The sequence below is a fragment of the Pseudoalteromonas sp. SG43-3 genome (assembly GCF_014164385.1).
Lineage (GTDB): Bacteria > Pseudomonadota > Gammaproteobacteria > Enterobacterales > Alteromonadaceae > Pseudoalteromonas > Pseudoalteromonas distincta.
Window position 1 is genome coordinate 128,027 of the sequence record NZ_JACJFC010000001.1, and the last position, 25,397, is coordinate 153,423.

The window sequence follows — 25,397 nt, forward strand, 5'->3', positions numbered from 1 at the left end:
ATCATGAGGTGCTTAAAATTAAAACGAGAGAAAGCATGAAACTTATTAAACCATTACTTGGATTATTTTCTATAGCAGCGCTGAACCCAATAGTGGTGCAGGCTAGCATGCCAAAAAGCCAAGTATTACTTGCTGATTTAAATACACCTTTCGGGGTACAAGTTAGTATTGTGAGCGATAAAAATAGTTATAACAACCAACCGCACTTAACAAGTACAGGTTTATACTTTACTCATGAAGTAATTAATAAAGGGCAAAGCCAAACTGATATTGCTTATTATGATTTCACGTCAAAAAAAGTTACCAATATAACTAACTCTCCCGTAAGCGAATACTCACCAACAGTTATGCCAAGTGGTGATGCGATATCAGCGATTGTTGTAGAAGCTGACGGTAAGCAAAAATTGTGGCAATACCCACTCAAAAATGAAGATGCGCCACGTCGTATTTTTGATTGGATTGAACCTGTTGGATACCATGCATGGGGTGTCCAAAATGATTTAGTGATGTTTATTTTAGGAAAGCCTCACACGCTTCAATATACTTCTGTTGCACAAGCGAAGGGGGAAATAGCTGCCAGTAATATTGGCCGAACGCTTATTTATAACAACTCAATGGCTGCATTTTTATTTAGTTACACTAAAAACGAGCAACACATTTTAGCGAGTTTTAATCCACAAGATAAACAAGTTGAAGACCTATTAAGGTTACCGGCTCAAGTTCAAGATTTTATTTTAAAAGATAATGCGACCATTGCTTATGCTATTAAAAACCGCGTTTATCAGCGTAAACTTGATGGAAGTGATGAAGTATCGCAATGGCTTAATTTAAGCACCTACTGCGAAACAAATATAACAAGAATGAGTTACAACAATGAAAAACTCGCTTTTGTATGTGATATAACAAAGTGAAGCAGACAAATAAATTCAGATTTTATTGTGTGTATGCGTTAATCTAATACGCAAATTAACTAATAGGGATTACACGTGGCTTATAGTGCAGACGAGCTGACAGAACAGCTCATTAAATTACAGTGCAGAAGTAATTTTAAGATTAAAAATATTGCAGAGTACATGTTAGTAAACTCTAAAGAAGCATTTTATACCCACAGCGAAAGCGGCAAGGGTAAAATAGTAATTCGCCCAGCATTTGAAGTGTTTAGCGATGATTTTTATGATATCGATGGCGTGACGCGTGCGCAAGGGTACTTCCATAGCAGTGAGATGACACGCTTTCCTACGCGCATTTTTAAAAGCGCTCAACCTATTCACTACGGTGTTGCGTTTAAAATAAATTCTGAGCAAGCAGCCAAAGATTTTATAGCCAAGCTAACTATGATTATTGGTAATTAATAAAGCAAAAATATAAACGTAAAAAGCCGCTGAATTTATTTTCAGCGGCTTTTGTATTTTTATAGCTCAATAAACCTAATAATTACTTACTTTTTAAAAAGCTATTAACCGATTCAAGTTCACGTGTTTTAAGCGCGATACAATCGTTTGTGCTTTCTTCAAGCTTACTTAATGTACGAGCGTAACCAGCTACATCAGCTACTTTTTCGTTAAAGAAGGTTTTTGTTGTCGCTAAACTTTCTGCATCACAGCTTGCAGTTGTAAAGTACGGCAAGTTAGGTATAAAGAACGGCGGTAAGCTTGCTGTTACTTTATCGTAGTTACTGTAAACCCAATCAATAAATAATGCTTGGCGCTCATCTGTGTAACTTTGACCTGACAAAATAGTACGCATGTCAGATGCCGTTACTTCATCCGTTAAGCTATAAGCTAATACCGCTTTTTGTAACTCAGGTTTACCAAAAAAGCCCATAGCTGCAAGCATGTTTGTGCGTACTTGCGGATCTTTAGTCGTTTTAAACGTTGTCATGAATTGATCAAGCAGCGCTTTGTCACCATGAAAAGCAGCAAGAGTTAAGTACGTACCCGCTAAGTATGGGTCTACCTTTTGTGGATCATTTAAATAAACCTGCGTTTGTTCTTTGGCTTTATTGATGACGTTTTGATCTTCACCATCAAAACCTAAGCGTGATACAACGGCTGCACGAAGTTGTGCAATAGCACCATCTTCACCCGCTTTTGCTTCTAAACCATATTTTTTAGCAGCAGGCGTTACTGCACCGCGAATAAATTCAGGCCATAGGTCTTTATTGCTATCGTCTTTAAAAGTGCGCTGTTGCGACACTAAGTAACCTAGTGCGGTATTTGCTACGCGAGGGTGGCTATCGCTTACGAACACTTCAAGTGTTTGCATTAACTTAGCAGCAGATATAACACCAGCATCAAGTAGCGCATCAGTAGCAGATAGTAACGCTAAGCGTTCACGGTCACTCAGTACGCTTGGCGCCTTTTTAACAAGTGCGCTAAATTGTGCATCATCCATTACCCAGCGGTAGTAGCCTAATGCACCTTGGTCGGGATAAATCCACTCTGGTTCAAAGTCTAAATCTAGTGTTTGGCTTTGTTTATTAAGTAATACGTTTGCTGTTTTCACTTTATCGCCAGCACCATATTTAATTGCCACCGGTACATTCCATAACTGCTCTGGCGCATCAACGCCTGCGTTTACAAAGCGGCTTTGTGAAATAGTTACTTTGCTACCTTGTTGAGTTACTTTAACTAGTGGGAAAGAAGATTGCTCAATAAACGATTTTAAAACACTCGCTACGTCTTTATTTGACGCTTTACCAAGTGCTTCCCATAAGTCGGCCGCTTCAGCATTTTTATATGAAAACTCTTTTAAGTAGCTTTGAATACCTTTTTGAAATGCATCTTCGCCAATCCAGTTTTCAACCATAGCAAGTACTGAACTACCTTTACTGTAAGCAAGACCTAAACCGTCCATAATGTCGGCTTCGGTTTTAATTGGCTTACGAATAGGCTTGGTGCTTAGGCGTGCATCAAGTGCCATTACGTTGTTTTGTGGCAGGTCTAAGTGCGATTCAAACTCAGGGTTAAGCTGCTTAGTAATTTTTGCAGCCATCCAGCTAGCAAATGCTTCGTTTAACCATAAGTCGTTCCACCATTTCATGGTTACTAAATTACCGTACCATTGGTGAGCAAGTTCATGAGCAATAATTGATACATTACGCTGTTTTTTACTGCGTGTTGCTGCAGCTAAATCAACTAATAAAATATCTTCTCGGTAGGTTACTAAGCCTGAGTTTTCCATTGCGCCAAATGGAAACTCTGGTACCGCTACTGAGTCTAATTTTTTGTAAACGTAAGGAATACCAAAATACGCTTCAAGTGCGCCCAGTACTTTTGGCATGTTTTCTTTTGCGTATTGGGCTAAGTGAATTTTACCTTGAGGGGTAATTACACGACCAGGAATTGGCATGCCTTTAATATCTAATTCTTCAAATGGGCCAACAGCCATCGCGACTAAGTATGAAGGAATTGGCGGCGTTTTATCAAAAAAGTGTGTGGTCATATCGCCATCAACCGTTGTTTTTAGTTCTGGCGTATTTGAATATACTTTTTGTGATGTAGGCGCGGTAATCGTTAACTGAAATGGAATTTTGTAACTTGGCTCATCAAAAACAGGAAATGCACGGCGTGCATCACTCATTTCAAATTGAGTAAATAAGTAAGGTGTGCCTTGGTCTAACGTTTTGTATAAACCAACACTTTGACGGTTATATGGCGCTGAAAAATCAACTTTAAGGGTGTATTTACCTGGTTGAATTTGCTCATCACAGCTAAATTTAACTTTACCTGTTTTAAGCATTTCGTTGTTTAAGTGACAGTTTTCGTCGCCAAGCAGTTGCGCCATTTTAACAGCGTAAGCTACGCCATTTAATTCAATGTATTTTGTTGGTTTTAGTACTTCTAGGGAAATCTCAGTCATCCCTGTGAATGTATCTTGGCTCGGATCGAGTGTTAACGATACCTGTTGTGAACTTGGTTTTGCGAGTTTTTCAATAACGAATTCGTTAGCGTTTGCAGCACCCATTGCCAAAGCAACGCTCACTGTTAAGAGGCTTTTAAGAAACATAGTGATCCCTAGATTGTTGTTGTTAGAAACTACCCTAAATAGGCTTTTTTATGCTCATATTATTAGGGGGTTAGATATCCTAACAGTTTTTTTTAATAGAGTAATTGATTATAACGATGACTTTAAGGGGAAATAGTAACAAAGTTTGTCAGTGGCTTTCGCGTGTTATAAAACGCTGCCAATGCAGGTGTGAGTTAATAATACGTATTTTTTGGATCACGTTATTTAATAAAAGCACGTCCTTAAATTCATTATGTGGGTATTCGTTAAATCCCATGAGATAATTAAAGGCGTCTTTAGAGTTGGCTTGCAGAGCATGTATACGCACTTGTTGCTCAAAGTTAAGACGAAGGCTGCTTATGGCTGTTTTCATACCGAGTTGATCAACGTTTGGTATATCACACTTTTGTAAATAGCCGGCTCGCTCACCTTCACCTGAAAACCAAATACGGACTTTTTCACTGTATCTGCCAGTTTTAGCGGGTAAGTCGAACATTAATCGTTGTTGATTTTGTGATTTTATGAATGCTAAATATTCATTAAACCCGGCATCTATAAGTGCCTGATGCACTGGAACTAAGCGAGGTTTTATCTTACCGTGAGTATGAAAATTAAAACATAAGACATCTTTTTCAAGGGACAGATCATCAAGCGTTAGATAGCCAATTTCATCGCTATATGCACCACTGTAGTATGCAATTAGAGGAAGCCAAAAATGCCAGTGTTTTGGTTGCTCACGTGCAACTTTAAAATCACCGTATATATATCCATTATAAAGAGTGTGCAGTTCCATGGCTGAAAAGGGCCGGCGACCAAGATGGGTTTTCAACGTAATACCTTGAAAATAATGATGTGTTTTATTTTATACCCAACTAGCAGTAGATGCTAGTCGGGTTTTATCCGCTCTTAAAATAAAGCGTATAAAGTATTATTCACTTAATGCGCGAGCTAAACCAGTAGGTTCAATCTCTGTACATACTTGGTCATCATTCCAGTTAATGCCAACAAGTGCGTTATCTTCATTTAAATCTTCAACCCATGCATCTAAAAATTCATCAAGATTTATTTCTACAGGGCTGTAGTCTTTCCACTCTTCTTTACATTGCGCTTTAGCTGCTTCTTCACTTTCCCAAAGCAGTAGTACGTCAGTTTCGTCAAATTGGTTAGAATCGCACACTACAAAGCCATTATCTTCTGCACCAAGTGCCCAAATTACTTCGCTAACACGTACTTTTTCTACAAAGTTAACTAGTTGTGATTCAATTTCGATATCGCTCATGTGTTTACCTTTTTAAATTAGTGACGAGGATTAGTATCTATTGCTGCTTGACGCTTGCCATATTGCTTATGAAAAGCAACAAGCTCTGAATACTGACTAAAGTCAGTTAATTCACGAAAGCAAATCCAATCAAGCAGGCAGTATAAACTGATGTTGAGGTATTCACAGCTTTTAAATTCTTCATCGCTTAAATGGGTATTTAAAAAGCTTAATGTTTGTTCAATTCGTTCGTTTTGCAAATTAAAAAAGAGTTTATCGCTTTTGGTGTCAAATCCAGAGCGTTCACATAGCAACATTTCTACTAGCGAATCGTTACAGGCATTTATAGTCGTAAGTAAGTGCTCTTGCGGCCACGTTAGTTTTGGTTGACCTGTTTTTTCAAGTAAATAGCGCAATATAGAATTAGAGTCACTAAGTGTTAAGTCGCCATCTACCAGAATAGGAATCTTTCGAGCTGGATTTTTACTGGCCATAGTAGGGCGATCTTGCTCAGAAAATATATCAAGACTCACAAGCTCTAGTTTACAGTTGTTTTGTTGTGCCCAAATTCTAATTCGGCGCACGTAAGGTGAAGGTACAGAACCAATTAATTGCATAATTACTCCATAAAAAAGCCGCATAAGCGGCTTTTATAAAACGTTACTTACGATACAGTTAAATTTATTCTGAACGGCTAGTAACTTCAAGTAAATGATAACCAAATTGAGTTTGCACAGGGCCTTGTACTTGGTTAATTGGAGCTGAAAACACAACTTTATCAAACTCTGGAACCATCATACCAGGACCAAACTCACCAAGAGCACCGCCATCTTGACCTGATGGGCAGTTTGAATGCGCTTTGGCTAATTCAGCAAAGTCTTCGCCTTGCTCAATTTTTGTTTTTAAGTCTAAGCATTGTGCTTCACTGTCTACAAGTATATGTCGTGCGCTTGCTACTGTCATAAAATCTCCCGAGTATAGTGTGGTGTTTTTTTAACCGAATTAAAATATCATTCTAGTTAGTTTCAACTAATTGTACCAGTATAAACTTATTTATCAGAAAGCACAGTTTCAATTGCAGCAATCATTTGTTCTGAATCAGGTGCTGCTTTGCTGTTAAACCGTAAAACCGTCTCACGATCAGCAGACACTAAGTACTTATAAAAGTTCCAATTTGGAGAGCTAGTTTGCTCATTCAAATATTTAAAAATTGGATTCGCTTTACTACCACGCACTTCGCTTGTAGCAAACATAGGAAAGGTTACACCATAATTTACAAAGCATACTTTTGCAGTTTCTTTTTCACTATCCTCTTCTTGAAAAAAATCATCAGAAGGGAACCCTAATACGACTAAACCTTGTTCTTTGTATCGTTGATATAGCGCTTCAAGGCCTTTAAATTGGGGTGTAAAACCACAGTTGCTTGCCGTGTTTACTATTAATAAAGGCTTATTTTTAAATTGGCATAAATTAATAGATTCTTTTGAGCGAAGCTTTCGAACATCGACATTGGTAAAATCTTGACAGTCTTGGGTAGAGGTTTGGTTAATAGTTGATGATGTTTCAGCGTGGAGTGGGGCATTAATAAATAAAGCCATTAATCCTATTATAATTTTTTTTAGCATTACATTACCTAAACTTTTCAATTGTTTGATTGGTTAATCATACGCTAATATGAAACAAATTGATCAACCTTTGAATGACCTATGACAACCCGTTTAGCAACTATTGATGATCTTAATGAAATTGTAGCCATTTATAACGAAACCATTGCAGGGCGAATGGTAACTGCAGATACCGAAGAAGTTACTGTTGACGAAAAGCGTGACTGGTTTAATAGCCATAACGATAAAAGGCCTATTTATGTTTACTGCGAAAATAACCAAGTACTTGCTTGGGTAAGTTATAAATCGTTTTATGGGCGTCCTGCTTACGATGGCACAGTAGAGATGAGCATTTACATTACCCGTAAAGCACAAGGTAAAGGGCTTGGTAAAAAGCTAATGATATTTGCTCAAACACAAGCTAAGCAATTAAATATTAAAGTATTGCTTGGTTTTATTTTTAGTCATAATTTACCCAGTGTTAAATTATTTAAGCATTTTGATTTTGAAATATGGGGCGAGTTACCAAGCGTTGCCATAATGGATAACAAGCCCTACAGCCTGACTATTTTTGGAAAGCATCTTAAATAAACTGTTTTTTGAAAGCTTGTAATATTTTTTTACAAAATAACGATAGGGCTTTATGCCAATTAAATAAAAATAGACTACGCTATTAGGATATTAAGTTTATTAATTTGAAGTGTGGCTTGATGATTCGAAAAATATTAATTATTGATAGTAGTAGTGTCATCGCGATGCGTGTGAAAGTGCTTTTAGAATTAATAGGGTGTGAGGTCGAATTAATTCATTTCAGCATGCTAGATATGTATACCAATATAGGCGATTACGACTTAGTTGTTGTTGCCCATGGTGTGCCTGTTGATTCTATAAAACCGCTTGTAAGCGAAGTAGCGCAAGAGCGCTTTATGCTGCTTGCGCCAAAAGCACAAAGCGGTGAACAACTAACTGCGTTTAGCGAGCTAAATCATATTGCGCCTGACGCAACCGTGGTCTACCCATTTTTTTCTAATAAAGAAATTACTTCTCTTTTAGAGAGCCTATTAGAATTAGGCTCTAACCATATTTTGCAATTACCTACTATTTTACTCGTCGACCATGTTCCTGAACGTCTCGAAAAAATGAAAAATAGCTTAATCGGTGCTCATATCGAGACTCATACTGCAACAACCTCCGCAGAAGCTTTAGAAATTAGTAAAGAAAAGCAAATAGATATACTGATAAGCGATTTTATTTTAGATGACGGAACAGGTTTAGGAATTTTTTCAAATTTAAAAGTAACCCAACCGCATTGTCGTTGTTTGTTATTTACCTCACGCCCTGATCAAGTTTCAATGATCGACGCAATTCGTCAAGGTGTAGAAGACGTACTTATTAAACCTTTAAACGATAGCTCACTATTACAATCAATACATAAATTATGGCAAACAGAGTTATTAAAACGTCATAACGCAGAGCTTGTAGAAAGGCTACAAGATACGGTTGATGCCCTAATTGAAAAAGACAGCCTACTTCAGGTTATTTATAAACATACGCCCGATGCAATTATGTTATTTGAAAAGTGCGGTAGAGTGATAGAAGCTAATGATGCTTGCTTGAGACTATTTAACTTACCGTTTAATGAACTCGAAGGTAAATCAGTATTTGATTTTTTAGATGATGATTCAATTTTAGGTATTAAAGATAAGATTTCGACATTAAATAGTAATCGACAATTTAGCTGCGATTTACGTTTATCTAAAACAGCAGGAGGTTATATACCCTTAGTTGGCTCTTTTAATGAGATAGATCACCATGGCGAAATAGCACTTGCGGTCATATTTAAAAATGTAACCCATCTTAAGCAAAAAGAGGATTTATTACTTGAAGCAAAAGATGTTCTTGAAGAGCAAGTAAGAGCACGTACTTCACAACTCGAGCATGCTAAAAATGTGGCTGAGGCTGCAAACTTAAGTAAATCAGAATTTTTAGCAAACATGTCGCATGAACTTCGAACACCTATGCACTCTATTTTAAGCTTTTCTCGTTTTGGTTTAAGTAAATTAGAAGCTGGAGATTTTGCAAAAGAAAAACTCATTAAGTATTTATCGCGAATAGAGAGTAGTGGTGAGCGTTTACTGTCGTTACTAAATAATTTACTCGACCTATCTAAGCTAGATGTAGGCAAGTTTCCATTTAACCCTCGTCCCTATAATTTAGCGAATATTATTAAAACAAGTATTGATGATGTGTCTGGTACGGCAATGGAAAAAGAAATTGAGATTATATTTACCGCACAGCCATTACCTGTAATTGCACAATGTGATGAAGAGCAAATAAACCAGTTACTTCGAAACGTACTAGGTAACGCACTTAAATTTAGCGAACCTAAAAGTAAAATACGGGTAAATTTAGAGTCAGATAATAAGCTTGCTACTATAGAGGTTACCGATAATGGGGTCGGTATACCAGAAGATGAGTTGGAGCATATTTTTACTAAGTTTGTGCAAAGCAGTAAAACAAATAGTGGTGCTGGTGGCACAGGGTTAGGCCTTGCATTGTGTAGAGAGTTTGTATCTTTACACCAAGGTGAAATCACTGCACGTAACAACGAAAATGGTGGTGCAACTATATCTATACAAGTGCCATTAGAAATAAACTTAGACGAGCATTTAGCTGAAGATCAGTTAATACAACACACTAATTAATTGTTTTTTGGCATACCAAGTAACTTTTTAAAGAATTTGAATGGATGATAAATTATGGCCTTAACTAAAATACTTGCCGTTGATGACGAACCCTTTAACCTTGAAATTATTGAGGAAATTTTAGAGGAGCTTGATTTTGAATTACAAGTAGCAACAAATGGTCCTGAGTGTTTAAACATGGTTGAAGGTTATATGCCTCAGGTTATATTACTCGACGTAAGTATGCCGCAAATGAACGGCTATGAAGTATGTAAAGCACTTAAAGCAAATCCAAATACCGCACACATTATTGTTATGTTTGTTTCTGCTCGCGGCACTGTTGAAGAACGCATGGAAGGCTATTCTGTTGGCGCAGAAGATTATATTGTAAAACCTTTTGGCCATGACGAACTTAAATCTAAGCTTAAAAATTTAAATCAAGTACTCGTTGAAAAGCAAAGCCTAGAAAAGCAAGTTGAAGATGCAACATCAACTGCATTTAATGCAATGGCCAATAGCAGTGAAATGGGGCAAATAGTTAACTACGTTGAAAACATAGGCTTTATTAACGATCCTCAAGAGCTAGGTAAAGCGCTTGTAGATTGCCTTCAGTCTTTTGATTTACAAAGCAATGTAGAATTTAGAGAAAATAATGAAATTAGCCACTTTGCGCTAAACGGCGTGTGTTCACCTATTGTGGTGGAGCTATTTGAAATGCTGAAAAACAAAGGGCGCTTACATGAGTTTTCGCACCGAATTTTAGTTAACTATGAATTGATTAGCTTACTCATTTTAAATATGCCCGATCATGACCCTGATAAGCATGGTCGTATACGCGACCACGTATGTTTTATTGTAAGTGTTACCGAGCAGCAGCTACGCGCCATCATGACCAAGAAAATGCTTGAATCACAACGAGCGAAACTTAATGCCGTAGCAAGTACTGTTCATAGTAAGTTTCATAGCTTAATTAGCTTGTTGAATGAAAACCGTCAAAACAACGAAAAAGTGTTTAAACAGTTACAAGAAGAGCTCGAAGAACGTATCCCATCAATGGGACTGGATGAAGATCAGGAGGTGTTTATTTATAAAAAAGTAGATGAAACTATCCAAAACTCAGTAGCAAGAGAAGAGTCTGTTAAACAAGTCAAAGCAGCCTTTACAGAGATAGAACAAGATCTATCGTTACTTTTGAAAAACTAGTTACTTCGCAATATAAAGGTTTACTTAAGCGGTGCTATGCATCCCTTGGTAAGCCTTTTTCTACAATTCTAATTAACCTAGCTGTTTTACGAATTTGTAATCGTTGTTTATCGTTTTGCTGAGCAAGTGCCCATTCAATATGCTCTAAAACAAGTTCGCTGCATATTTGGCTTTTATCTTGTAGGGCATTAATAATAGCGGGGCTGAACTCTGCATTACCTAAACCAACTGCTAAATTACGTAACCAACGTTCGTGACCAATGCGACGAATAGGGCTGCCTTCGGTATTTTTTAAAAATGTAGGCTCATCCCAGGCAAACAGCTCAAGTAAATCTTTATCTTTTAATTGAGTGCGAGGATGAAAATCATTTTCGTCAGTTATTTGTCCATAACGATTCCAAGGACATACCAACTGACAATCATCACAACCATAAACACGATTACCTAATAAAGAACGGTACTGCTCTGGTATTGGCCCTTGGTGTTCTATGGTTAAATACGATATACATTTACGTGCATCAACAACGTAGGGCTCTACAATTGCACCTGTTGGGCAAAGAGTAATACAAGCAACGCATTTTCCGCAGCCTTCAAAGGTGTTTTCTGCATCAATTGGTAGAGGTAAATCAATAAATAGCTCGCCTAAAAAAAACCACGACCCAGCTTCTTGGTTAATTAATAACGAATGCTTACCACGCCACCCTAAGCCGGCTTTTTCGGCAAGTTGACGCTCAAGTACAGGGGCTGAATCTACAAAGGGTCTAAAGCCATACTCGCCAACTTCTTGCTCTATTTTTTGGCCGAGTTTTTTTAAACGATTACGCATTAATTTATGGTAATCACGACCTAATGCATAGCGGCTTATATATGCTTTTTCTTTATTTTTTAAGGTTTTTGCAAAGCCAGCATCGGGAGGGAGATAATTCATTTTTACGGATATAACACGCTGTGTACCAGGCACTAATTCAGCAGGGCGGGCGCGTTTCATACCGTGGGCAGCCATATAATCCATCGAGCCGTGGTAGCCTGCATCAAGCCAACGTTGCAATTGGGCTTCGTGCTTAGATAAGTCAATATCAGTAATGCCCACTTCGCTAAAGCCAAGCTCTTGCCCCCAGGTTTTTATTTGCAGGGCTAATTTTTCATAGTCTGGGGTAGGGTTGCTCACACGCTTTACACACTTAAATTAATAGCTGCGTAATTTACCATATTTCTCTGAGCCCGAAAACGCTTCTTAGTGCACAAAGCGCTTTAACTGTTGTTGGGTTTGTAAGCTAAGCTGTTGAGATTGCTCGCTATCGGCTAATGCCGTATCTATTTGTTGTTTAGCTTGCTCCCCTAAAGCTACGATTTGCTCTACCGATTGGTGAGTCGTACTTTGGGTGCCCTCAAGCAAATGTACAGCACTGGCTATTTGTTGCAGCTGCTGCTGGTTGTGCTCAAACTCACTAAGCATTTTAGTAAAGCCATCACAGGTTGCACTAATTGAGCTTTGTGCGTTATTAGAGTGAGTCATTAATTGCTCTGACTCTTTATTTGTCTCGTTTACCAAATCATTCATCTGATTTATAAAGTCGCTAATCTGCCTAGTTGCGCCACTTACCTTTATTGAAAGCGTGCGTACTTCGTCTGCAACTACGGCAAATCCTCTGCCAGCTTCACCCGCTCTAGCTGCTTCTATTGCGGCGTTGAGGGCTAACAAATTAGTTTGATCAGAAAACTCTTCAACCATTTTTAAAATACTACGAATGTTTTCACTGTTCTCTTTTAGTCCCGCAATTGTATTTGAAAAGCTACCTAGCATATTAGTAATAAGTTTTACCTGCTCTACTAAAGCAGCGAGTTCTGACGCAGATAGTTTTACAAAGTTAAGGTGTTCATTATTAACGTTATGTACGCTATCTGTATTATTTACTATGTCTTGTAAGCTTTGGGTTATTTGCATACTGGCATTAATAATACTGTGGCTTAACTGTATTTGTTGCTCACTTGATTGCTCAGTATTTTTCATTGATTCAGTGACTTGTGTATTGCTGTGTGCACTCGCTTGAGCACTGTTATATGTTGTGCTGAGTAACTCACTTAAATGGGCAGTAAATATATTGTATTGTGAACTTAAATCTTTAAATTCGTCATACGAAAAGTGGGGAAGTTTTGCTGCTAAATTTGCATCTTGTTGGTTTATTTCTATCAAAGTATCGCGCATAGCAGTAACAGGGCGAACAATTAAAAAACGCATATAAAAAAGAGTAAAAATAAAACCAGATATAATCACAAGCGTAAGCAGCCAAAATAGCCCTGTACTTTGCTGTTGTTCGCTTAAACTCTGATGCAGCCAAAATAACGTAATTGCTTGGAACAATAATACAAAACTTAAATTACCGACTATTTTACGGGTTAACGTAAAAAAGAATGTTTGCTCTATATAGTTATAAATTTTCATGAAACCACTCATTATGCTCAAGCCCTACGATTGTTATTTAAGTGAGGGGAATGTAAGTTAGCCTTTTTGTAACGACAACAAGTAAGCTTTGGTTCGCGCTGGGTAATTTGTAAAAATTCCGTCTATGCCATACTCAAGCATTAGCGCTATATCTTCTTCCCTATCGACTGTATAAGCATAAATCTTTAGGCCTCTTTTTTTTGCATCCTCTGCAAAGGCCTTATTTATAAAGGTTTTATCTGCATGTACGCTATAAGCGTTTAAATCACTAGCAAACTTTGCATAGTTAATTGGAATAGAAGAAGTAAGGGCGCCTATTTTAAGCCATGGTAGCTTGTTTTTAAGCCACTGTAGTTGATGATGATCAAACGATGATACTAAAATATTGGTTTTCGATATTTTTTTAGCTTCAATGTTTTGTTCTAATTGAGCCACAAACCTTTCTAGTGCAAACGTGTGTTTAAGCTCAATATTTAATAAAGATTTATTGTTATTCCAATCAAACAGCTGCTGAAGAGTAGGAATTTTTTCACCATTTCCAGCATCAAGCTTAGAGAGCTCATGAGCGGTAAAGTTACTCACCCTGCCTTTACCGCTGGTGGTTCTATCAAGCCATGAATCGTGTATTACCATGTAATCATCGAAGGAACTTTGAATATCTACTTCAATACCATCAACACCTACTTTTAACGCTTCTAAAATAGCGCTTTTGGTGTTTTCAGGAAAATCCCCACTGGCACCACGGTGTGCAAATACTTTCATTGTCGAGCCTTTTTAGTGATTGACCACGTTTCAAAACAAGCGGCACTCACTATGAGTGCTCCACCAACTAACGTCATAACAGTAGGACGTTCATGAATAATTACTATAGCCAGTATGGTGCCATAAAGTGGCTGCAAGCAAGAAATTAACCCCGCAGTTGCCGCTGATAAATGCTTTAAACTTGCTGCAAATAACGAGTGCGGTGTAGCTGTAAATATAACACCCGCTACAGCAATTAAAATCAGGTCATGATTACTAACCTCATACACTGGTACTTCTATAAATGCACACAACATAATGCTTGCCACTAAGGTTTGATAAAACATCGTTTGCGGCCCGCCATATTGGCTAAAGTAGCGCTTATGAGTAATGTTTCTTATTGAAAAAAACAATGCTGATATCACACCTGTTATTACACCTAGGGTTACATCATCGCCCAAGTTTGCACTTGGTACTAATAAGTAAATACCTAAAACAACCACCGCTGCACTTATTATATCTTTTGCTTTTGGCCTGCTTTTATTAAATAAGGGTTCTAAAAACACCGTCATTACGGGGTAGCTAAAAAATGCCAGCATTCCAATAGTTATACCGGCCATTTGCATACCAGCAAAATAGGTAACCCAGTGAATACCCACCGCAACACCTAAAAATAACGCAATAAGATAGTCTTTAGGTTTGTTGAGTTTAATTTGTTTTTTTTGAAAATAAAGCATGGCTAAAATAGCCATTCCTGCAATTGCAGTTCTGTAAACGGTAATATCTAAAGCATTTAAACCAATAAGTTTGGCAAATAGAGCGGTCCCGCCAAAAAGTAATACCGCTATGTGTAAATAAATTAAACTTTGTTGCTGAGGCTGCATTTAGTTTCCTTGTTGTACTTTTTGAATATATTAACATTGCTTAAAAATTCTTAAGATGAATTTTTTACCGCATGACAAAAGTCATTAAAGTTGATGACACTTCACACTCTTATTATTTTTGTACGCGGGCATAGTTACCTTACTCAACAGGAGGTAATTATGAATTCTTTAATTTTAATCAGCTTAACTATTAATGAAGTGCTAGAGGCGTTAAGTTTTACTATTACGTACGCAGATTGCTTTATGCTGGTATGCATTTTTATGTTATTTATATTTATTAATAAAAATAGTGCTATAAGTAAAAATAATATGCCAGAGGTATTAGTATGAGCTCGTTAAGCAGCTTTTCTCAACAAAGCGATAAAGGTTTTTGGAAATATGGACATTTAATTTTTACCGGCTTTTATTTACTCCCGCTAATAATTAATTTTTCGAGCTTTACAGTTAACCAAATTGTTATGTCTTTAGCCTTCTATATTGCTTTTATTCTTTTGTATGTAAAAGCAATAAACTGTAAAAGCGCAGGGGTGACTAAGTTATTTGTAGCCATGCTCTTAATTTGTTTTTGCGCTACTTTTTACACCACAGGTACGCCTACTTTATTTGGTTTCGTAGCCTATATAGCAGGCTACTCTTACAGCTCCCGTCAAAGGATTTATGCTGCGATCGCAATTATATTCACGGTTTTATTAAGCACATATATTGGAGATATAGGTAAGGTTCAATACTTTTTAGGCGTTGCTTTGATTCTATGCGCCACATTATTTAGTTACGGTATTGCAGCAAAAAGAGAAAGCTTATACAAAAAGCGCGAACAAGAAAGCGCTAACCAACTAGAGCAATTAGCAGCTATTGCAGAGCGAGAACGAATAGCTCGCGACTTGCATGATATTTTAGGTCATTCACTTTCATCTATTGCTTTAAAAGCTGAGCTTGCTAATAAATTAAACCAAGGAGAGCGCTACGCTCAAGCAAATAGCGAAATTGCACAAGTGGCCGATTTGGCAAGGCAGTTACTTAGCGATGTAAGAAGCGCCGTAAGTGATTTAAAACAGCTTAATCTTGTCAGCCAAGTAGCACAGTTAAAGCAAAGGTTAATAGAGCAAGGATTTAACGTTTCATTTAATGTGGTTTTAAATGCTCTGCCCGCTAAAGTAGAGGGTATAGCAGGCCTTGTAATTAAAGAGGCAGTTACTAACTTATTACGCCATAGCAATACAAAAAATTGCGAAATAAATATAGAACAAACAGCGCAGCAGTTACTTATAACCGTAATTGACCATGGTCCGTGCAGTACATTGAATTCGGGCAATGGCCTAAATGGTATTAAAGAGCGAGCAGAGCAACTAAATGGCAGTGCAGCATTTACCTGTGGCGATAATTTTACTTTAAAAGTAGTGCTGCCAATTACAGCTAAGGATTTATAATGATCAGAGTATATTTAGTGGAAGATCAGGCGCTTGTGCGCGACGCAGTAGCAGCATTGTTAGGGCTTGATTTTAATATTGAGATTATTGGGCAAGCAAGTAACGGGCAAGATGCACTTAATGCAATTGAGGCGCTTGATAGTGATTTACATCCCGATATAATTTTAACCGATATAGAAATGCCAACCATGAATGGTATAGAGCTTAGCGAAAAAATAGCTGTTAAATTTCCTACTATAAAAATGGTTATTATGACTACATTTTCTCGTGCGGGTTATATTAGGCGAGCGCTTACGACTGGCGTAAAAGGTTTTATTTTAAAAGAAGCACCAAGTGAAGAGTTAATAAATGCGCTTAAAAAAGTAATGCAGGGACAAAAGGTAATTGACCCAGAGCTTGCTATTAATGCATTAGACGACGCAGATCCACTTACGGATAAAGAACGCAAAGCCCTTAAACTTGCAAGCGATGGCCTTAAAACAAGCGACATAGCCAAGCAGTTATTTATTAGCGAAGGGACTACGCGTAACTACCTATCGGATGCCATTGCAAAATTAAACGCCACTAACCGCATAGATGCTGCGCGTATAGCTAAACAAAAAGGGTGGCTTTAATTAGCGGGTTTATAAATTATAAGCAAAGTATTACTATGATATGTAAAAGTAACGAACAGCGCTTAAAATTAGCTTAAAAAGCGCTAAAAGAGGTTTTAATGGCAAATTTAATAGAACTAACAACTAAAAATAATATCGCTATACTCACCATGAATACCGCTGAAAACCGCCACAACCCAGCGTTTTTGGCTGAGTTTAATTTACACCTAGACCACATTGAAGCAGAACAAAATATTAAGTCAGTTATTTTAACGTCTTCAAGTGATAAAAACTGGTCATTGGGTATCGACCTTCAATGGATGTCTAATCCAAGTATTTTACCTGCAGCAATTTCAGACTTTATGATTCAAATAAGTGACTTATTTAAACGTATAGTTACTTTTCCTATGCCTATTATTGCTGCGTTAAACGGGCATACCTATGGTAATGGTTCTGTACTTGCGTGTGCGTGCGACTTTAGATTTATGAAATCAGACAAAGGCTTTTTTTGTTTTCCTGAAGTGGATGTAATGGTGCCGTTTGTTCCATCGATGTTTCCTATAATTAATAAAGCAATTTCGCAAACATTCTTTAATCGCCTAGCTATGTCAGGAGAGCGGGTTGGTGCACAGCAGTTGCTAGAGAACAAAGTAGTTGAAGCTGTGTTTGCAAATAACGACGAACTACAAGCGGGTGTACTTGAGTTTGCCCAGCAGTTTAATAAAAATCGTTGGATTTACGCTCAAAATAAAACACAAATGAATAAGCAGATTTTACTTACGATGAAAGAAGAAGACCCAAGCTTTATTGATAATATAAGTAAACTGCTGTGGAAAAACCTACAAAAAAAATAGTATAGGTTTTAGCATTGCTACGAGATGACTAAACACTTTGCAGTTAAGGGATCGTTAAGCCCCATTGCGCTAGATTTTTAAACTATACAGCAAGGTAAAAGTGCTTTCTTAAAAGTTTAATAGCTTTTACCTGTCTCATTATAACTATATGGGTTAAAATACCTACATAACCAACTAACAAGATAGTGAATGTCAAACCAAGATCCAAATCTCAGTCGAGAACAAGAAAAGTACGAAAACCCAGTCCCTAGTCGTGAGTTTATACTTACTCACCTTCAAGAGCGTTCAAAGCCTGCTAACTACGCGCAATTATGTGAAGAACTAGCAGTAAACGATGACGAACGCCAAATAGCATTTAAACGCCGCCTTCGCGCTATGGAGCGTGACGGACAGCTGTATTTCAATAAATTTAAATGCTACGCCCTAATTGACGAAGCCGGTTTAACCAAAGGCAAAGTAATAGGCCACAGAGACGGTTTCGGCTTTTTAGAAGTTGAAGGCGAGAGTAAAGATTGGTTTATTGCTAAGCACCAAATGAATATGGTGTTACATGGCGACATTGTACTAGCTAAAGGCACTAAACGTGGTTCTGGCTCAAAATGCGATGCACGTATTATAAAAGTGCTTACTAACGAGCGCGCGCCAATTGTTGGCCGTTACTTTGTTGAGCACGGTGTTGCTGTGGTAGTCGCTGAAGACCCGCGCATAACGCAAGATATAATGATTTTACCAGGCAACGAAAACGGTGCCCGCCACAACCAAATGGTGCAGGTTAAAATTACGCAAAACCCAAGCCGTAACATGAACGCGGTAGGTAAAGTTATAGATGTACTTGGTGAGCATTTAGCCCCAGGTATGGAAATTGAAGTTGCACTGCGCAATCACGATATTCCACATGTATGGCCAGAAGAAGTTGAAGCACAAGTTGCTCATCTAGGTGAATTTGTTGAAGAAGCTGACAAACAAGGTCGCGTAGATTTACGTGATTTACCACTTGTAACTATTGATGGCGAAGATGCACGCGACTTTGATGACGCCGTATATTGTGAACCTAAAAAATCAGGTGGCTGGCGCTTATGGGTTGCTATTGCTGATGTATCGCATTACGTAGGAATGAACACGCCGCTTAACAAAGAAGCAATTTTGCGTGGTAACTCAGTGTATTTCCCTGAGCAAGTAATTCCGATGCTACCAAAAGTGCTTTCTAACGGATTATGTTCGCTTAATCCAAAAGTAGATCGCTTATGTATGGTTGCCGAAATGACCGTGTCGAGTGCGGGTAAACTTTCCGGTTATAAGTTTTACGAAGCGATAATGAACTCGCATGCACGTTTAACTTACACCAAAGTAAATGCCATTTTACAAAACGACGAAAAACTACGCGAAGAATACTCAGCCGTTGTGCCACATTTAACTGATTTACAGCAAATGTACATGGCACTTAAAGCTGCACGCCAAGACCGTGGTGCCATAGAGTTTGAAACCCTAGAAACACGTTTTGTATTTAACGCTCAGCGTAAAATAGAATCAATAGTGCCTGTTATTCGTAACGACGCGCACAAACTCATTGAAGAATGTATGATTTTAGCCAACGTATCAGCGGCTAAAATTCTTGAAAAGCACGAAGCAAGCGCGCTTTATCGCGTGCATGACGAACCAGACCAAGAAAAACTAGGTAACTTTACTAAGTTTTTAGGCGAGTTAGGTATTGAAAGTACATTAAGCGACGAGCCAACACCAAAAGAAATAACGCAAGTATTAGCGCGACTAGGTGACCGCCCAGAAGCTGAACTTATTCAAACTATGTTACTGCGTTCAATGAAACAAGCTGTATATCAGCCAGATAACATTGGTCACTTTGGTTTAGCGTTATCGGCTTACGCGCATTTTACATCGCCAATACGTCGTTACCCAGATTTAGTAGTGCATCGTGCTATTAAAGCAGTAATAAAAGCACAAGGTCAGCAAACGTCTGGCGAATACGCTTATACCGACGATGAAGTTGATCAACTAGGTGAGCAGTGTTCTACAACAGAGCGCCGCGCCGATGATGCAACTCGCGAAGTAGCTGATTGGCTTAAATGTGAGTTTATGCAAGACCATGTAGGTGAAGAGTTTGATGGTGTTATTTCATCGGTCACTAACTTTGGTTTGTTTATTCGTTTAGATGATTTACAAATTGATGGGCTTATACACGTTACTAATTTAGGCGACGAGTTTTTTGCGCATGATGCTGCAAAACACACCCTAATAGGTGAGCACTCTCACAAAGTTTATCGCCTTGGCGATAAAGTAACAGTAAAAGTTGCGTCGGTTAGTTTAGACGATCGCCGTATAAACTTAACGCTTAAAGGCGATGTTGCACAAGACAGGTACTCACGTCGTCGTGCACCTAAAAAAGGTTCAGGTAAGTCTGAGCATGCGCCAGCAAGTGTGCGTTCGCAATTAAAAGCAGGCAAAGTACCAGGTAAAAAGTCGCACAGCGATGACAAACCAAAAGGTAAAAAAAAGCCAGCAAATAAAGATAAAGGCAAGCCTGCAAATAAGTCTGCAACAAAACCTGCAGATAAAAAAGCAGCAGACTCTGCCGTAAAGAAAAAACCAAAGAAGAAGGCCGTTAAAAAGCCTAAAAGAGCAGGCAAAAATGCCCGCAAACGTACTAGCCCAGGAGCAGACAATACGTGAGTAATGAATTAATTTTTGGCTTTCATTCTGTTGAAGCAATTTTAGAAAGCGAACCAGAGCGCTTTGTAGAAATTTACGCCCTTAAAGGTCGTGACGACAAACGCTCAACTCCGATTATTGATGAAGCACGTAAATTTGGTATTTCAGTACAGTTTATGCAGCGTAAAGCCCTTGATAGCAAATCAAAAGGTGAGCAGCATCAAGGTATTATTGCTAACGTAAAAGCAGCGCCAACGTTTAATGAAAAAGATCTTGATGCGATAATCGCTCGTGAAGACACACCGTTTTTACTTGTGCTTGATGGTATTACCGATCCGCATAACTTAGGCGCATGCCTACGTAGTGCAGACGCGGCAGGTGTTCACGCTGTGATTGTACCTAAAGATAAATCGGCTAAGCTTAACGGTACTGCACGTAAAGTGGCCTGTGGCGCAGCCGAAACAGTACCGCTTATTCAAGTGACTAACCTTGCACGTACGCTTCGCGAAATTAAAGATGCAGGCGTATGGGTTGTAGGTACCGCTGGCGAAACTGATAACCACGTATTTGATGCAAGCTTAACGGGGCCAATGGCTATTGTTATGGGCGCAGAGGGCGAGGGCATGCGACGCTTAACGCGTGAGCATTGCGATATGCTTGTTAAAATCCCAATGGCGGGTACTGTTTCAAGCTTAAACGTATCGGTAGCCACGGGTATTTGTTTGTTTGAAGTATTACGCCAACGTAACGCAAATAACTAATATATAAAACGATAAGTTTTATGTATTAAAAAGCCGAGATTGAAATTCAATCTCGGCTTTTTTGTGTCTGTAATTTACGCTTTAACTTTGTAAGCTTTGGTAAACGGTTTAAAAACAAGGCAATAATTTAGATGTGTAGTGATCTTACATAAAAAATTATCAACGCTGTTAGTGAAACATTCTCCTATACAAAGCGCAGGTAAACGGTTTAATAACAAGGCAATAATTTAGATGTGTAGTGCTTTAAGCTTAAAAGCTATAAGTGTAGCCCATCTGTACCGTACGCGGCTTACCTGGCTGAATGCCACCGTTTGAACGGTTAGCAACGTATGTTTTATCAAACAAGTTATCAACGCTTAGGTATACTTTTTGATTTTCATCGATTAAGTATTTAGCAGCTAAATCCCATACTACGCGGCTATCAATTGCGTTTAAGCCCGCCTCAGTTAAGTTAGCATGCGCATCAGATACGTAACGTATTTGGCTGTTAACTACAAACGCAGAAAACTCAGCACCTAACGATAACGCTACTTGGTTTTCTGGTACGTAAGGCATTGCATCGCCTTTTTCTACCGCGCCCCAAATTTCTGAATCAAAATCGTTTTTAAACTCAGAGTCTGTGTAGGTGTACGTTAATTTAACTGGGAACATAGCTGTATCAGTTGCAAACGTACGTGCTGCACTAAATTCAAAGCCCGCTACTTCTACTTCACCGTAGTTGTATTGGTCGCCAATGTTGTCGTCGCTACAACCAACCGCTGCAGTACAGTTACCGTGCATGTTGTCGTAGTCTGAGTAAAAGGCAATTACTTCACCGCTAAAGCCATCCATATTAAAGCGAGTGCCAAACTCAATGTTTACACTTTCTTCTTCTTCTTGGTCAGCATTACCAGGTGCTGCTGGTGCATACCCTTTTTGAATGCCCGCAAGTAGCGTTACGCTTTCGTTAAGTGTGTAAGTAGCACCTAGTGACGGCACTAAAATTTCAGTGTCGTTCGACACATCTTTAGTTAAACCGTTGCTGCGTGTTGGATCTGATTTAGACCACTCTTCACGAGTAATGGTAATGTCTTCATAACGAAGACCTGCACTTACTACTAATGCGTCAATTGTCCACTCGTCTTGAATAAACAAGGTGCTTGCTTCTGCACTATCTACGCGGTTGCTATCAGAGCCCGGAACGCCTTGCTCTGTAAGCGTTAAGCTTAGGTCTTGATTAAGTGTGTATTTGTCTTCCCACTGAAAACGATCCATTTCGTCTTCGTGGTAACGTACGCCAACAGTCACATAGTGATCGCCTGCAGGAATATGTAATTCAGACTGAATACCTTTAGCTTGGTAGTCGCGGTTATTAGCTTTAACACCAATACCTTCAATGCCTTCGCTTGTTGGGTTTACTTCAAAATCGCTGTACTGCTCAAGAGTACTTAAACCTACGCTGCTGGCTTTATACCAGTTACGATGAAAATCGTTTAAGTAAGCCGTTGCTAAAAATTCATAGCCATCACCAAAACGGTACGCGTAGTTAAGTTGGTATGCGTTATGGCGAGTATTCATTTCATCGTTTTGCGATGCAGCATAACGACGGTAAGGACTTTCTTGATAGTCTTCGTCAGTTAAGCCCATGTATGTTTCGTCTGATGTTTCGTCAGAGTACTTAATTTTTAGCTCAAGATTATGCGCATCGTTTTGACCAAACGTATGGCCAAACTTTAATAGTAAATCTGTTTTTTCAAAGCCGGTGTTGTCATTGCCTACTGGCAGCTCTTTAAAGCCGTCTGCGCCGTAAGTAAATACTTCAATTAAACCCGCTGTGTTATTTTTTTCTTTACCAAAGTAAGCGTGGCCTTTGTAGTAACCGTCGCTACCGAGGGCTGCATCTACCATACCTTTTGAGCTATTTGGCTCAGTTGGTAAGCTGCGCGAAAGTAAGTTTAAAACACCACCTGTAGTACGCGGGCCGTACTTAACTGAGGCTGCGCCTTTTAATACTTCAATAGATTCCATACGACCCATAGTAGGGAAGTAGTATGCAGAAGGTGCTGAATATGGTGCTGGTGCAACTAATACACCGTCTTCCATTACTGATATTTTATCGTTACGGCCAGTACCTGTACCGCGCATACCAATATTAGGACGAAGGCCATAACCGTCTTCTTCTTGCACGTAAACGCCCGGAACAGACGCTAAAACGCGAGAAATATCGGTAAACTGGAATTTTTGCAGATCTTCTTCAGAAATAAACGTAGCTGAACCAGGAATATCGTTAATTGCCTGCTGAGAGCCAATAACAGTAATTTGTTCAAAGCGTTGTTCTTTATTGCTGGTGTCTTTTGCTATTGCAGTAGCACTAAAAGACAAAGCAACCGCAGTTGCCAAAGTAGATACTAAAAACTTAGGGTTCATTGTGTTCCTAATCATGTCAATTATCTTAATTGGCGTAATTTGAACACGTTAACGAATGCGAATCAATGTTATTAACTATTTAATTATTCAGTTTAATAGAACTAAAAACACCTGCTTATGCAACTTAATTAACTAAATTGTTTCTTTTGTATTGTTTTGTAATTGTTTTACTAACTATAAAGGCTGAACGAATTATATGTGCTACGTAAGCGCTAGCCCAAGCGTAGAGCTATAAATTCAGCGAGTTTATCTACCGCATTTTCCGACTCACCCGAACTTTTAACCAAGCTAATACCAATATTACCAAGAGCTGGTAAATGCTTGGTTTGAACCTGATAGTTAAGCTCACTCGGTACTGTACTTTTGGCAAGTACCGTAATACCTAAGCCTTCTTTTAATGCAGCAATAAGGCCGGTTAAATCGGCGTTGCTATAAACTATTCGGTATTTAATGCCTGCACTTTTTAATGCATCAGTAGCACGGCGACGATAAATACACCCCTCTGGTGCGGTAACTAGGGTAACCACCTCATTATGCGCAAGTGACAGATCGCCCACCCACACTAGTTCGTCTTGCATAAAAATAGGAAACTTATCAGAGTTGAGTCGCTCATTTAGCGCAAGTACTAAATCAAACTGATCTTGGCGAGAAGCCGAAAGCAAATGCTTACTTAAACGCGACTTAACCTCTAACGACACCTCTGGGTAGAGCGCCACAAAGTCGCCAATAATTGAGGGTAAAATACGCGCTGCAAATTCGCTCGGAATACCCAGACGTACTTTACCTGCAATGTTTTCTGAGGTGAACTGCTGCAAAATAGCATCGTTGTGTTGCATCATTTGTTTTGCCATAGGCAATAATAGCTCGCCGTACTGGTTTAATACTTGGCGCTGCCCTTGTTTTTTAAATAGTTTATAGCCAAGCACGTCTTCTAAGCGCTTGATTTGCAAACTTACAGCAGGTTGCGACAGGCCAAGTAAATCGCCTGCTTTAGCAAAGCCGCCTATTTCAACTACCATTACAAAAGTACGTAAACCGTCTGTTGATATGTTTTTCATATTTAAAATTACAATTTATATAGCCATATATATAAGTATTATTTATCAATTGATAAATAATTACAATTTGTTGTTGATAGACGTGGGCAATATACTTTTGTAATCGAAAATACACAGGTGTTTGTTATGACTTTTAACCCAATAATGTTTGCCCGCCACAGCAACGCAAGTAGTGCGGTTACTAACGCTTTGCAAACTAACAACAATCACGTTGTAATGGATTTTAGCGGAACCGAAACCAGTGTATTTTTAAGCACTATTTTAGGCCTTGATTTAACTAAGCTTACCGCCAGCGGTTTAGGCTTAAAAGGCACGCTTGATGGCGACTATAATTCTGACTACAGTTTTGCTGTTTATTACTTTAGCGAAACCGCCTTTAGATTCGTACTACCACACAACGCAAGCCTTCAACTACAAGCGCTTATAAACAAGCAGCAATTACGTTTTGATATTGATTATGTAGTACGCACCGACCTAGCAAGCTTTATTTTAAGTGGCGACAACGCATTTGATACCCTAGTTAATGCTTTTAAATTAACACCAGGTTTGCGCCTTTCTGACGCGCAACTTTGCTACGGTGCACAAAGCGGTGATGTATTTATTACCGCCATTGATAAAAACGACGAACAACACTTTGTATTAGTAGCTAAACAACAAGAATTACAAAAATGGCAAAGCTACATGCAAGCGCAAGGCTTTGCACTTATGCATAGTGAAGCCGCATAACGAATAAAAACAACAGGCGAGCATAACAATGTTTACCTGTTTTTATATCTATTTAAGCCACGCCCTAAACAGGGTTAATTTAA

The 25,397-nt window shown here is 38.6% G+C and carries 24 protein-coding genes; 12 read left to right on the plus strand and 12 right to left on the minus strand.

All coding sequences use genetic code 11. From position 1 onward, the window contains the following. The first annotated feature begins 35 nt into the window (after window positions 1–35). Window positions 36–911 (plus strand): hypothetical protein, encoded by an 876-nt coding sequence (locus H5157_RS00665; RefSeq protein ID WP_182719879.1) that lies wholly within the window; start codon window positions 36–38, stop codon window positions 909–911. Between the two features lie 75 nt (window positions 912–986). Next, window positions 987–1,352: a hypothetical protein gene (locus H5157_RS00670; RefSeq protein WP_182723923.1), complete on the plus strand. Its 366-nt coding sequence runs from the start codon at window positions 987–989 to the stop codon at window positions 1,350–1,352. An 82-nt stretch (window positions 1,353–1,434) separates the two neighbouring features. Here the strand turns inward: H5157_RS00670 and H5157_RS00675 are convergent, their stop codons facing one another. The 6 genes from H5157_RS00675 to H5157_RS00700 form a co-directional block, all read right to left on the minus strand. Continuing rightward, on the minus strand, window positions 1,435–4,008 hold the full coding sequence (locus tag H5157_RS00675; RefSeq protein WP_182723924.1) for a M1 family metallopeptidase: 2,574 nt from the start codon (window positions 4,006–4,008) through the stop codon (window positions 1,435–1,437). 148 nt (window positions 4,009–4,156) lie between these two features. Beyond that, entirely contained in the window at window positions 4,157–4,837 is a 681-nt protein-coding gene (locus H5157_RS00680) for a hypothetical protein (protein WP_138488564.1), read from the minus strand. 99 nt (window positions 4,838–4,936) lie between these two features. After that, window positions 4,937–5,287, minus strand: coding sequence for a DUF2750 domain-containing protein (locus H5157_RS00685; protein WP_002958007.1), 351 nt, complete (start codon window positions 5,285–5,287; stop codon window positions 4,937–4,939). 17 nt (window positions 5,288–5,304) lie between these two features. Then, the gene (locus H5157_RS00690) at window positions 5,305–5,883 is read right to left on the minus strand and encodes a glutathione S-transferase family protein (protein ID WP_024605976.1); all 579 of its coding nucleotides are present in this window, start codon (window positions 5,881–5,883) and stop codon (window positions 5,305–5,307) included. A gap of 64 nt (window positions 5,884–5,947) precedes the next feature. After that, on the minus strand, window positions 5,948–6,229 hold the full coding sequence (locus H5157_RS00695) for a peptidylprolyl isomerase (RefSeq protein WP_002958009.1): 282 nt from the start codon (window positions 6,227–6,229) through the stop codon (window positions 5,948–5,950). 86 nt (window positions 6,230–6,315) lie between these two features. Beyond that, on the minus strand, window positions 6,316–6,891 hold the full coding sequence (locus tag H5157_RS00700; protein WP_182694709.1) for a glutathione peroxidase: 576 nt from the start codon (window positions 6,889–6,891) through the stop codon (window positions 6,316–6,318). A gap of 81 nt (window positions 6,892–6,972) precedes the next feature. On the opposite strand from H5157_RS00700, the gene H5157_RS00705 reads away from it, so the two are divergent. From H5157_RS00705 to H5157_RS00715, 3 genes are all read left to right on the plus strand, one after another. Continuing rightward, window positions 6,973–7,461: a GNAT family N-acetyltransferase gene (locus H5157_RS00705; RefSeq protein WP_039485299.1), complete on the plus strand. Its 489-nt coding sequence runs from the start codon at window positions 6,973–6,975 to the stop codon at window positions 7,459–7,461. A 119-nt stretch (window positions 7,462–7,580) separates the two neighbouring features. Continuing rightward, the gene (locus tag H5157_RS00710; protein WP_182711443.1) at window positions 7,581–9,575 is read left to right on the plus strand and encodes an ATP-binding protein; all 1,995 of its coding nucleotides are present in this window, start codon (window positions 7,581–7,583) and stop codon (window positions 9,573–9,575) included. A 54-nt stretch (window positions 9,576–9,629) separates the two neighbouring features. Beyond that, a complete protein-coding gene (locus H5157_RS00715) occupies window positions 9,630–10,757 on the plus strand; it encodes a PleD family two-component system response regulator (RefSeq protein ID WP_182693580.1) in 1,128 nt (375 codons plus the stop codon). 34 nt (window positions 10,758–10,791) lie between these two features. Here the strand turns inward: H5157_RS00715 and queG are convergent, their stop codons facing one another. The 4 genes from queG to H5157_RS00735 all read right to left on the minus strand — a co-directional run bounded on the left by queG (window position 10,792) and on the right by H5157_RS00735 (window position 14,825). Further along, on the minus strand, window positions 10,792–11,925 hold the full coding sequence (queG, locus tag H5157_RS00720; RefSeq protein WP_058154164.1) for a tRNA epoxyqueuosine(34) reductase QueG: 1,134 nt from the start codon (window positions 11,923–11,925) through the stop codon (window positions 10,792–10,794). A 66-nt stretch (window positions 11,926–11,991) separates the two neighbouring features. After that, the gene (locus tag H5157_RS00725) at window positions 11,992–13,212 is read right to left on the minus strand and encodes a methyl-accepting chemotaxis protein (protein ID WP_182715725.1); all 1,221 of its coding nucleotides are present in this window, start codon (window positions 13,210–13,212) and stop codon (window positions 11,992–11,994) included. Between the two features lie 45 nt (window positions 13,213–13,257). Continuing rightward, window positions 13,258–13,962: a glycerophosphodiester phosphodiesterase family protein gene (locus H5157_RS00730; RefSeq protein WP_024599309.1), complete on the minus strand. Its 705-nt coding sequence runs from the start codon at window positions 13,960–13,962 to the stop codon at window positions 13,258–13,260. Then, entirely contained in the window at window positions 13,959–14,825 is an 867-nt protein-coding gene (locus H5157_RS00735) for a DMT family transporter (protein ID WP_024594632.1), read from the minus strand. The genes H5157_RS00730 and H5157_RS00735 overlap by 4 nt, the downstream gene beginning before the upstream one ends. Before the next feature lie 159 nt (window positions 14,826–14,984). Between H5157_RS00735 and H5157_RS00740 the strand changes: the two genes are divergently transcribed. From H5157_RS00740 to rlmB, 6 genes are all read left to right on the plus strand, one after another. Beyond that, on the plus strand, window positions 14,985–15,155 hold the full coding sequence (locus tag H5157_RS00740; RefSeq protein ID WP_164487629.1) for a hypothetical protein: 171 nt from the start codon (window positions 14,985–14,987) through the stop codon (window positions 15,153–15,155). Further along, complete coding sequence (locus H5157_RS00745) at window positions 15,152–16,252, plus strand: sensor histidine kinase (RefSeq protein ID WP_182723925.1); 1,101 nt, start codon at window positions 15,152–15,154, stop codon at window positions 16,250–16,252. The genes H5157_RS00740 and H5157_RS00745 overlap by 4 nt, the downstream gene beginning before the upstream one ends. Next, on the plus strand, window positions 16,252–16,866 hold the full coding sequence (locus H5157_RS00750) for a DNA-binding response regulator (protein WP_138488568.1): 615 nt from the start codon (window positions 16,252–16,254) through the stop codon (window positions 16,864–16,866). Before H5157_RS00745 ends, H5157_RS00750 begins: the two co-directional genes overlap by 1 nt. Before the next feature lie 98 nt (window positions 16,867–16,964). After that, window positions 16,965–17,699 carry an enoyl-CoA hydratase/isomerase family protein gene (locus H5157_RS00755; RefSeq protein ID WP_002958021.1) on the plus strand — a complete coding sequence of 245 codons (735 nt, stop codon included), beginning with the start codon at window positions 16,965–16,967 and terminating at the stop codon, window positions 17,697–17,699. A gap of 189 nt (window positions 17,700–17,888) precedes the next feature. Beyond that, the gene (rnr, locus tag H5157_RS00760; protein ID WP_058154169.1) at window positions 17,889–20,384 is read left to right on the plus strand and encodes a ribonuclease R; all 2,496 of its coding nucleotides are present in this window, start codon (window positions 17,889–17,891) and stop codon (window positions 20,382–20,384) included. Then, window positions 20,381–21,124, plus strand: a complete 744-nt coding sequence (rlmB, locus tag H5157_RS00765; RefSeq protein ID WP_002958023.1) for a 23S rRNA (guanosine(2251)-2'-O)-methyltransferase RlmB — start codon at window positions 20,381–20,383, stop codon at window positions 21,122–21,124. The genes rnr and rlmB overlap by 4 nt, the downstream gene beginning before the upstream one ends. A gap of 249 nt (window positions 21,125–21,373) precedes the next feature. Here rlmB and H5157_RS00770 read toward each other — a convergent pair whose 3' ends face one another. Both H5157_RS00770 and H5157_RS00775 read right to left on the minus strand, forming a co-directional pair. Further along, on the minus strand, window positions 21,374–23,530 hold the full coding sequence (locus H5157_RS00770; protein WP_182723926.1) for a TonB-dependent receptor domain-containing protein: 2,157 nt from the start codon (window positions 23,528–23,530) through the stop codon (window positions 21,374–21,376). 212 nt (window positions 23,531–23,742) lie between these two features. Further along, entirely contained in the window at window positions 23,743–24,588 is an 846-nt protein-coding gene (locus H5157_RS00775) for a LysR family transcriptional regulator (RefSeq protein ID WP_002958025.1), read from the minus strand. 126 nt (window positions 24,589–24,714) lie between these two features. Between H5157_RS00775 and H5157_RS00780 the strand changes: the two genes are divergently transcribed. Beyond that, window positions 24,715–25,314: a hypothetical protein gene (locus H5157_RS00780; RefSeq protein ID WP_182723927.1), complete on the plus strand. Its 600-nt coding sequence runs from the start codon at window positions 24,715–24,717 to the stop codon at window positions 25,312–25,314. Window positions 25,315–25,397: the final 83 nt, after the last annotated feature.